Source organism: Shewanella sp. A22 (genome assembly GCF_053850585.1).
Genome location: NZ_JBSQBN010000142.1, coordinates 1 through 10639 on the forward strand (window position 1 = coordinate 1; position 10639 = coordinate 10639).

Below are 10639 nucleotides of genomic sequence, written 5' to 3' on the forward strand. Positions count from 1 at the left end.
TCTCAGGTATTCCACTTCTGTGTTACATCGATTTAAAAGGCAACAACCATTTCTACATCAATGTGCCTTGAATTGAAAAACCTGAGAGACTCTGAACTGACCAGATATTTAATGAGATTGGTATTACAGCAGATAATTGATATGTTAAAACCTATAAAAAGTAATGGCCTCATTTTTTTTTTATCATTTAATAACTGACTGCTATCTAACTTGAATAACGATAGCCTTTTACGCCTATAAAAATCCTAAAACACACTGTTTTAAGCGATTAATTATTTTTTAAGTTTGATATCCAACTGCGATTGTAACCCTCACTTAAAATCGAATGTTTTAGATAAAGTTTGCCATTTTGAAAAAAATCTACATCGTGGTGCTTCGCCCACACCAGACCAAAGGGGCAAAACGCTTGCTCGCCTTTGGCCCCCTCAGCGCCCCAGATGAAAAATGCTGAAAAGCGCATAATTTTCGATGGAGTTCGGTCCAGCTTTAAACCAAGTTTGTAGCCCGCTTCGGCCATTGTCAAAAAGCCCTAACGCTTCCGATGGGCTGTCCATGGCCCAACGAAAACTAGCGTGGCATCCATGCCAAGCTCAGTCTTCGAGGTGTACATTTATATTAAAGTTTGATAATTCTTATAGTGCTTGATCATGTATAAAATAGTTTGATATTTTTTAACGCTTTTGGCGAGGAAGCGGGTTAAGGAGTAGCACATTTTTGCCCCATTCCTTGTTAGTGCTTTTACTCATTCACATCTTGTTCATGATATTTTGTCATACCAGAGGTGATCGTTTAGTGACGTCCATATTACGGTATGAGGTCACCTCAGAAAAAATTGTATATGCCTATAATCATTTAGGAGCGATAATATCTGCTACATGTTTAATTGATTCTCGAGCTGCTTGACTTACGCCTGAAAGCTGGAAAAAGCCATGTATGACACCTAAATATCTTCGGCATTGTGTCTTAACACCTGCAATAATTAAGTTCCGATAAAGCTGTTCACCTTCATCTAGTAATGGGTCAAATTCGGCTGTTAATATATGAGTTTCAGGAAGACCAGATAGGTCATTTCGAAAAATAGGGCTGGCTTCAGGATGTTTACGCGGTAATTTACCTAAATACATATCAAAACCAGTAAGCAAAGTATCACGAGTGATTATGTATTTATCACCATTATTGATATAACTCTGACTTGCTGCCGTGGCATCTAACATTGGATAAATAAGCACTTGCTTAGTAGGTAGCCAACCTGCTTTTTCCCTTAACCGTAAAGATGTGATTAAGCATATGTGACCACCTGCACTATCACCAACGAGAATGATATTGTCAGGGTTTCCCCCCCACTCTTTACAGTTTTCGTAAATAACTTGAGATGCATGAAATGCATCATCGTGTGCTGCTGGAAATACATGCTCAGGGGCTAGGCGGTATTTTACAGCAACAATTATTGAACCAGATAAATTAGCTAACTTTCTCAATTGCTGATCATGAGTTTCAAAATCACCACTGACAAAGCAACCACCATGAAAATAAATCACAACAGGTAAGTTGCTATCATTAGATGGCTTAAAAATTCTTAATGTTGCCCCATCAATCTCTTTATCATTGATTTGATAAACAGGTTCTCTTCCTCCGGCAAGTTGTACGCTATTTCGATAACCTTGACGACGTTCTTCTATAGTTTGTACTTTAACAGAAGGGCAGCCTGCTTCAATGAAGGAACTTACAAGTTGACTGATACCATTATCTAAATAGTGCTGACTCACTTTACGACTCCAAATAGTAAAATAGAGCATTAGTTCAATACCCTTCATATAACAATCATACTAAAATACACGTAAGCTGTGTATGCATAAGGGCTATCCACTTAGCACAACCAACCACTATATATTGTGGTTGGTTATGCTAAGTGGATAGCCCTTATATTAATACAGTGTAACTGTGGGCATTATGCTTTGCTACAAAAATAAAAGATTTTTTATGTGGACATTGGTATGTAAAACGTTTCTGGACATAAACGTGTTTGAAGGCTTGTTTGTGTAAAATCACTCTGGATTAGTTTAAGTATGGCTGAGCTGGATTTTACGCCCCGCTAAGGGGCAAATAATGCTTGGCTAAAATTTGCGACGCAGGAGCAAAGCCAAGCTTTATTTGTCATGCTTGAGCGGCTTGTGTACGCCCAGCATGGGCATGAACTAATGAGGTGAAAGTCCTCTGTAGGAAGGTCACCGTTTAATTATACTTTGATGATTAAACGCTAACTACTAGCGAATGGCAAGGGCGTTACCGTGAGGGAATGTCTGAAGGAAGCCGGACGCAAATCTGCGAGCTGATGAACAAAAACATCATATGAGGCGTAGGCTGGAGGCGAGTTGGCACAAGACAACGAAGCCATGTGATCTAACGGCCACCGTAAATGATGCAGCAGTGCAGAGACAGTGCATGTTCTTATCTGGGGAGATCTGCTTAACAGGCGATCGTTAAACTCACTAGCTTGGCCGCTAGTTCAACAGGCCTGGCACTTAAATCTCATCAACTTAAGTGAGCAAATACGATGAACAACGATAGCGCTTTAGGGGGTAACTCAAACGGTGATTAAGCAGAAGTCAGCAGACGGCATAGTAGCCCAACGCCCATCGTAATGGTTGGGACATGGTGAAGGCCTGAACCTGAAAATCAATGAGGAGCCTGTGCAGCTCATTGTCTCCGTATCCGACCGGATTTAGGAGTCGTGGCGCAAAAACAGAAGCCATCATTGGAATACAAAGGAGCTAATCGGCCGTTGTATTTTAACCATTTTCAGGAAACGCCCTGTGCGGAGCCGCATGCAGGGTGTTGTGGGGGCTGGAGGCTAGATACCTCCGGCTACCCGATTATGTGTGCTTGGCGCAATACTTGCTTAAGCATTAGTAATTCTACTTTATAGGGCTTTATATATGCAAATTACAACAGCTAACTATATTCAAAAGACACAGACAACACAAGATAGCGGTAAAATATTGCCGCCCACTGCTAACGCTGCTGAACCAACTCAAAAAAATTCATACATACATGAGTTAGCAAATTCAATTGATCCAACTAATATGAGCCGCAACGATGCCCGTGCAATAGGAAATGCAATATCAGAAGCTGGTGGTGACTTTGATCTTGCGTCATCATTCTTCATGCAATCGATGGTTTTAGTAAGAGAAAATGGTAATTTACGAAATGCTACTGAATCTGACGCTATTATGAATGAGAAATTCAACATGTTTGATTCGTTAAAAGGACAGATGGAGTTTAATAGAAATCATAATATTTCAAATGAATCTCTTAACGAAGTTAAAAGCTTTTTAGAGAAAATTCAAATTGCTCAATCATCACCTACAATAGATACATACACATAACAGCTTATTAATAGGAAAAATTCCTTGTTTAAACAAGGAATTTTTCCTTATATCACACATTTGATAAAACCTAGATTATCACCTTTCCTAAGCTACATCAGCCACCTAGCTCGAGAAATAACAAAAAAATCAGCATGAAAGTATGCAACAACTTGTAGAAAGTAGGAATTGCAACAATACTGTATATAATATCAGTACTCCTAACCACAAAGAGATACAAAAATTAAGGGTAAATCGGTTTATTAGGAGTATTTCAGAGGGAGCTATAACACGTAACGGGGCAGAAATGAGTTTGGCAACATCGCCTCTGTTAGATTCCAATCAGCAAAGAAAGCACTACCTCTATAAGAATAATGCTTTAGTTCAGTTAACCCTTACAACCGCAGATATTAATCATTAAGATAGATGTTACACTTTCAATGATACATAACACACTTTATTATCAAAAAATGAAATTTTTCATCTGACAATTTATCACATTATTGTGCCCATTCATGACAACCTTAATTTTTTATCAAACTATATTATTGTCGAACACAAGGCCTGTTATTCATCTCATTTCTACACAGCATGTCACCCCCTTCGAACTAGGCAGAAAACGCGCGACTGCAATTAAAGCCCGTTTGATTAAACAGTTCTCCATTTCTGCACAACAAATTGAAGCCAAAAGGGTTGGTGAGTACTCGTCTATTGCCAATAATCTTGATGACGCGGGCCAGAAACAGAACCGCCACGTTGAGTGAGTGATACGTTCAGATAATAAATAACCTCTGCTACGGATAATCAATAATTATCTCGCTGGAGAAGCAATAATAGAAAGGTCGCCAAGGTTACCTTTCTATTAACTAAGAATGTTTTACCTACCAGACACAAGGTTAATACCTAGTCTGTATTTAACCCTAAATTTAGTTCTAAACTCAGGCCTTAATTCATTATTGTGATTAACGTTTAAGCGTTAAATAATCACTATAATATCCATCACATTAACAATAAAACTCCAGTTATAACCCAGTAATACCAATGACAATATTTCCATGATTGATATTACTGAGTCCAAGCCAGAATAAAAAATGACTACACCACAAGTTAACGAGTATTACTCTGCTCGGCAGGTGACTACTTTCAGTATTCTACGTTGGCCGCTTTTGGCGTGCTCAAGCAAGCAAGTATCGCCTTTAATAAACAGTTGCACACTCTCTGGCATCTCGGTAGAGCGTCCCATTAATAACCGCCCATGATTGTCTTTGTGCATTGCTGGCTCAATAGACAAAACACTCGTGTCAGTAAATGCGCTTTGAGCAATCATCACATGGTCGGTATTCAACAAACTGGCAATAGCCGTTTGCAGTTCATCTACACTGGCACGATTTGGAGACGTGATTAACGCAGGTACCGCGCGGCCTGCTCCGCCCGTTGAGGTGCCCCCACCAACACACGCCGTGGAGAATATAACGACCGCTATAAGTAAACTAGGAGGTAAACGAGACATTACATGGCTCCTGTCGACATTATCCGATTATTTTTAAGCAATGTTGAGTGACGCTCATCTTTCAAGATAAAACCTTGATCTATCATTGCTGGGGCCGCTGATACTTTAGCTGCTGATGAAGCCACCGCAGGACATTGGTTATTATCACGGTAATACAATGCGGCATTCAGCAGTCGCTCATTGGTATCACCAAGCGCATGATTTAAATCATCATTAAGCGCACAACCATTTATTTCACTATCGAGTGTTGGGCTTGTTGTGGGAACAAAACCATCTGAATAATCACCAAAACCTTTATCATTCACACCTTTAAACTGGATGGTAAAGTATGTGGTGGCGCAGTTGGGGGTTGGGTAAAATCCATAAGGCTTTCCACACGTTGTGCCACCAATTTGAATCACTTCAATATCAATACCACGCAAGCTATTCATTAACGCTTCACTGGCCGAGCACGTATCTGCTGTGGTTAACACATAAAGTCGCTTAAGATTGAGTGAAGGCAATGCAATCCCTGCACGTAACAACCCAGTATTAAAGCCAATTGTTTCTGGAATAAACGGCATGGGTTCGAGTGAAGCTCCAGTAACTGGGTCAGTAGTTTGATACTTATCATTAAAACTGGTGCGTTCAAATATGCGATCACTTGTCGCGGTATCGCCGGCAATCATGTAACCCAGTTGACTCGCCAGAGCGAGCAAACCACCGCCGTTATAGCGTAAATCTATAACTAAATCATCTACTTCCGCTTCACTTAGCGTAGTAAAGGCATCGAATAATCCTCGTTCTGCAGTCGCAATATGAGCGTTAAACTGCAAGTAACCTATCTTACCGCTCGCAGTTTGGAGCACTTGGGTATTTTGCACTGGGGTAGAAATGACAGTGGTGGCCGACAATATGACATTGCGCTCGTCACTGGCATTAAGGTCTCGCACGGTAAAAGTCGTTTGCTTGCCGTTTTGAGTTGGAAACAGCCCTGCATTTAAAGTGTCTATACTCGCGGTATCATTAGCATTAGCCACATTCACACCGTCTACAGCAACAATGATAGCGCCACGATTAATTCCCACAACAACTGCCGGAGAGTTAGGCTCGCTATAGGTCACAGTGACCTGACGTGTTACCCCCGCGGATGCATTACGAATTGACAGGTTAAATCCATAACCATATGAAGCGCCAGATTGATTTAATTGCTCCCATTCATCCGTTGGCATTGAGAAATGAAATTGATCTTTTACATTACCAGTTTCAGACAGTTCTTCAGTGGTTAATAAATCAAAATATTGCGCCACAGTATAAGGAGCTGGATCGCGATCAAAAATTTCATCGTACCAAAGGTAGGTATCGTTGCTCCATGAGCGAAGCCATAGTTTTTCGGTGAGTGCTGTTCCAGTTTGATTGGCTTGGCACTGTGATGCCAACTCAGTGTAAGGGGTAAACTGCCCCTTGGTCCAAGTAACACTATTGTTGTCACCCACTGGAGAAGTGACATTACTATCATTCGCTGACCCGCTGCCCCACCACCGCAACCTATGGTGGTTAAACAAATGCTCACCACTAACGGAGCGATAGCTTTTTTAAAAAGTAACTGCATTAATATTCCCTTATTTTACTTTATGTTAGTAATTGTAACCGATCGATTCAGCTAAAATTCATCAGTACATCAAAACGGATGTAAAAATAATACACAAATAGAAAGTGACTCCTACAACCAACATTGAATGACAATTTAATAGACAGTGTCAATTAATAAAAGCTGTTAGCATTAACGAAAAATAGTGCACCATTAACAAGCTACAAATCTAGATACTCCTCTAACGACAATGATAATTTCGCATTCTATTATTTTAACCTACAACATAAATGCCATTGCCTTTATCAATTGATTTAATCATGCCAATAAATGTTAACATACTGTTACGCAGCCGGTGAATATGGATTGAGTACAACAAAGCATCATTTTACGACTAAGCTTTATTATTGAGTGCGTAGAACGCAAGGTACAAATCACAAAAAACCACAATGTGTACAGGTTCGAATGAATTAATTAAGATTATGATAAAAATAGATTTATTTTTTATTCTTACTCGATTTGAGCTACAGTGAGAGAAGGTAATGCCCTTTGATGCGGGGAATGAATGGATAGTTTTTTAAGCTTAATGAATAATGCGGTATTGTTGCTGGCACTGCTGGTCATTTACAATGCGGTCGGGTTACAAAAAATTGCACCGCCCAAGTTCAAATCGCTGATAAGCGGTGTGTTCATTGGCATTATTGCGGTGAGCTTAATGAATAACCCTTGGGTATTGCAGCCAGGGATATATTTTGATGCTCGTTGGGTATTGTTAAGTTTAAGCGGTCTTTTTTTTGGTTTAGTTCCCACACTCATTGCTGCAATTCTAGCAGCCTGTTTTCGATTTCACCTTGGCGGTGACGGCTATTATGTTGGAACCTTAATTATTTTCCTTAGTGCAAGCATTGGATTAAGCTGGCGCTATTGGCTACAGTACTCAAACAACCAGTTAAACTGGAAAAATATCTTAGCAATGAGTTTCGTGGTTGAAATAACCGTGATGCTCTGTATCCCCTTGATGCCTATTGAAGATCTTTATAGCATCATGCTGACCGTTAGCCCCACCTTACTCATCTTATATACAGCAGGCTCTTTATTAGTCGGTTTGTTACTCAAACATAATATAGAAAGTCATCAACTAGCCCAAGAATTACATCACCACAAAGACTTGCTCGAAAAAGAAAAAAACCTGCTTCAAAGTATCATTGACGGGATACCCGATTTGATTTTTTACAAGTCAATAGACGGCCTATACTTGGGGTGTAATAAAGCTTTTTCCAACGTGCTAAAACTGGATTTTGAACAGATTAAAGGCCGCACGGATCACCAACTTTTTACACAACAACAAGCAGATGCCTTTATTCGTATGGACCAAGAGGTATTAAAACTAAACGCTTCTATGGTTATTGAAGAAAGGGTTCATACTCCAAATGGTACTGAACATATTTACAACACCCAAAAAACCCCATTCACCGATCTCAAAGGTGTAGTACAAGGTATTGTGGGAGTGAGTTCAGATTTAGCCGAAAGAAAAGACATAGAAAAACAATTGCAACGCAGTGAAACAACTTATCGCAACATCATCAGTACAGCACAAGATGGTTTTTTAATTGTATCACTTGAAGGCAATATCATTGAAGTCAATGAAAGTTTTGCGAATATGACCGGTTACAGCATGGCAGAACTAATAAACATGTCTGTTAATCAAATCGAAACCAGTAACAAGCATCAATTTTCTGCTGAAAACATCTTAATCGCTAAACACAAAAAACGCTTACATTTCACATCTATGAACAGGCATAAACAGGGGCACTTATTTCATGTTGAGGTGAATATTAGTTTTTGGGATGGTGATAATGGGATGTTTTTCTGCTTTGTTAAGGATATTTCCGAACGTATTGAAGCTGAGAAAAAACTATTACTGAGTGAGTCTAAATTCAGACATATATTTGAACGTATTCCGGCAATTTCAGTGCAAGGTTATGATAAAAATCGCTCAGTCATTTTTTGGAATCAAGCCAGTGAAAACTTGTACGGTTATACCAGAGAGCAAGCACTAGGAGAAAAATTAGAAAATCTTATTATTCCCCCTGAACATAGAAAACACGTGATAGATAATGTTAACGGGTGGATCAACGACGGTGTCCCCATTCCCGCTGGTGAATTAGTATTAAGACGTGCTGATGGCAGTGGTGTAGCAGTTTATTCGTCTCATACATTAATCAATAACACCGATAACGAAACAGAATTGTACTGCATCGATATCGACTTAAGTGCTCAGAAAAAAGCTGAAGAGCACGCTTTAACTCTATCGCAAGCGATAGAACAAAGCCCCATATCAATGGTGTTAACAGATACCGACGGTAAAATAGAATACGTAAATAGTGCCTTTGTGAAAATTTCTGGTTATTGTGCTGAAGAAGTATTAGGACAATCAACCAGCATGTTAAAGTCGGGATTAACGCCAAAATCACTCTACAAAGAATTATGGAGTGCCATTTCTAAAGGACACGCTTGGCAAGGGGAATTACAGAATAGGCGCAAAAATGGCGACATCTTTTGGGAGCATGCGCATATTGCACCTATTTTTGACAATGCTGGTGTTACAAAACATTACTTAGCACTAAAACAAGATGTAACCCAATACAAACAACAAGAAGAAAAAATTCTCCATCAAGCACATTATGACAGCTTAACAGGTTTACCAAACAGACTCCTTTCACTCGATAGATTGTCTCAAATGCTCAAAGACGCGTACCGTTCAAATAATAACGTTGCGGTACTGTTTTTAGATTTAGACGATTTTAAAAAGGTTAATGACACCTTAGGCCACTCTGTTGGTGATGAACTCCTTATCCAAGCGGCGAGCCGATTGAAAAACACAATTAGAGACAACGATGTTGTGGGGAGATTGGGCGGTGACGAATTTATAGTCATACTCAATAATATCCATGACCCCGCAGAAGTTGAGATTATTGCCAGTAAACTACTTAAGCAATTCTACACACCTTTTATGCTTGAACACCGTGAGTTAGTGTCGACCATCAGTATTGGTATTGCTCTTTTCCCACTTGACAGTGAAGATCCCAAAGAACTGTTAAGACAGGCAGATTCAGCCATGTATCATTCAAAAGATCGCGGCAGAAATACCTATAATTTCTATACTCATCAAATGAACCACGATATGAACCGACGCGTCAGGGTTGAAGAACAATTACGTGGAGCCTTGAAACGGGAAGAATTTGAAGTGTATTTTCAACCGTTTGTAGATATTAGAAGTCGTAAAATCATTGGAGCTGAAGCCCTTTTACGCTGGAACTGTGCCGTGCTAGGCCAGGTCACTCCGGATGAGTTTATCCCTATTGCTGAACAAACCGGATTGATAATCTCTATTGGTCAGTATGTTATTGAAAGTGCGTTTTCTGCCGCGACAGAATGGCAACAAAAATTTAATCCCCGCTTTAAAATGGCCATCAACGTATCCCCTAAACAATTTAGGGAAAATAAGTTTGTAGAGATGCTTGAAAGCAAATTAGAGAAATATCAAATTCATGCCAGCACGATTGAACTTGAAATCACTGAAGGAGTACTACTGAGTGGCGACACTGTCATCGACAACAATTTAACATGCATTAATAACATTGGTATTAGCATCTCGATGGATGATTTTGGTACAGGGTATTCTTCACTCAGTTATCTGCGTAGTTACCCATTCGACACATTAAAAGTTGATAAAAGTTTTATTAATGACATTACTGTTGATCCTGGTGATTTAGAATTGGTTGGCGCGGCTATTGCCATGGGTCATGGACTCAACTTGTCGGTTGTCGCTGAAGGGGTGGAAACAGAAGAACAATATCACCTGTTAAATGCTCTTAAATGTGATTATGGACAAGGTTACTTATTCAGTAAGCCTTTGCCACTAGAAGAATTTGAAATACTGTTAGCGCAGCAAGATAACCTTGATCAAGATATCTTTGATAGTTAAAGGCACCAATTAAACCTACTACTAAACTCATTTTTTATGGAAATGCCAGTCATCAACATGACTGGCAATATTTTGATGCCTTATACCAATCCTATTAAATATGTGATCTTTCAGCGGGAGTTCAAAGTGCTGTAGGCAAGGCAGATGATTGAAGCGAATAGTGATCCTCGGTAACAAGCTCCTGCGTTACTCTACCTCCAGCATCT

7 protein-coding genes are annotated in these 10639 nt (G+C 39.6%); 3 read left to right on the plus strand and 4 right to left on the minus strand.

The annotated features are described in order from the left end of the window. Nucleotides 1–268: 268 nt before the first annotated feature. Together ACWXWT_RS18100 and ACWXWT_RS18105 are read right to left on the minus strand one after the other, a co-directional pair. Complete coding sequence (locus ACWXWT_RS18100) at nt 269–517, minus strand: hypothetical protein (protein WP_456042975.1); 249 nt, start codon at nt 515–517, stop codon at nt 269–271. Nucleotides 518–848: 331 nt separating this feature from the next. After that, the gene (locus ACWXWT_RS18105) at nt 849–1766 is read right to left on the minus strand and encodes an alpha/beta hydrolase (RefSeq protein WP_456042981.1); all 918 of its coding nucleotides are present in this window, start codon (nt 1764–1766) and stop codon (nt 849–851) included. 1170 nt (nt 1767–2936) lie between these two features. Here ACWXWT_RS18105 and ACWXWT_RS18110 point away from each other — a divergent pair. Both ACWXWT_RS18110 and ACWXWT_RS18115 read left to right on the plus strand, forming a co-directional pair. Further along, nucleotides 2937–3386 carry a hypothetical protein gene (locus ACWXWT_RS18110; RefSeq protein ID WP_456042976.1) on the plus strand — a complete coding sequence of 150 codons (450 nt, stop codon included), beginning with the start codon at nt 2937–2939 and terminating at the stop codon, nt 3384–3386. Between the two features lie 494 nt (nt 3387–3880). Then, on the plus strand, nt 3881–4129 hold the full coding sequence (locus ACWXWT_RS18115; RefSeq protein ID WP_456042977.1) for a hypothetical protein: 249 nt from the start codon (nt 3881–3883) through the stop codon (nt 4127–4129). Between the two features lie 353 nt (nt 4130–4482). Here the strand turns inward: ACWXWT_RS18115 and ACWXWT_RS18120 are convergent, their stop codons facing one another. Beyond that, on the minus strand, nt 4483–4875 hold the full coding sequence (locus tag ACWXWT_RS18120; RefSeq protein ID WP_456042978.1) for a hypothetical protein: 393 nt from the start codon (nt 4873–4875) through the stop codon (nt 4483–4485). Then, nucleotides 4875–6419, minus strand: coding sequence for a S41 family peptidase (locus ACWXWT_RS18125; RefSeq protein WP_456042979.1), 1545 nt, complete (start codon nt 6417–6419; stop codon nt 4875–4877). Before ACWXWT_RS18125 ends, ACWXWT_RS18120 begins: the two co-directional genes overlap by 1 nt. A gap of 591 nt (nt 6420–7010) precedes the next feature. Between ACWXWT_RS18125 and ACWXWT_RS18130 the strand changes: the two genes are divergently transcribed. Next, nucleotides 7011–10433: a PAS domain S-box protein gene (locus tag ACWXWT_RS18130; protein WP_456042980.1), complete on the plus strand. Its 3423-nt coding sequence runs from the start codon at nt 7011–7013 to the stop codon at nt 10431–10433. Nucleotides 10434–10639 lie beyond the last annotated feature (206 nt).

Bases quoted from the DNA above. Each gene is read 5' to 3' on its own strand.
- ACWXWT_RS18110 (WP_456042976.1), top strand. From the start codon at position 2,937: ATGCAAATTACAACAGCTAACTATATTCAAAAGACACAGACAACACAA.
- ACWXWT_RS18120 (WP_456042978.1), bottom strand. From the start codon at position 4,875: ATGTCTCGTTTACCTCCTAGTTTACTTATAGCGGTCGTTATATTCTCC.
- ACWXWT_RS18130 (WP_456042980.1), top strand. From the start codon at position 7,011: ATGGATAGTTTTTTAAGCTTAATGAATAATGCGGTATTGTTGCTGGCA.
- ACWXWT_RS18115 (WP_456042977.1), top strand. From the start codon at position 3,881: ATGACAACCTTAATTTTTTATCAAACTATATTATTGTCGAACACAAGG.
- ACWXWT_RS18100 (WP_456042975.1), bottom strand. From the start codon at position 517: ATGGCCGAAGCGGGCTACAAACTTGGTTTAAAGCTGGACCGAACTCCA.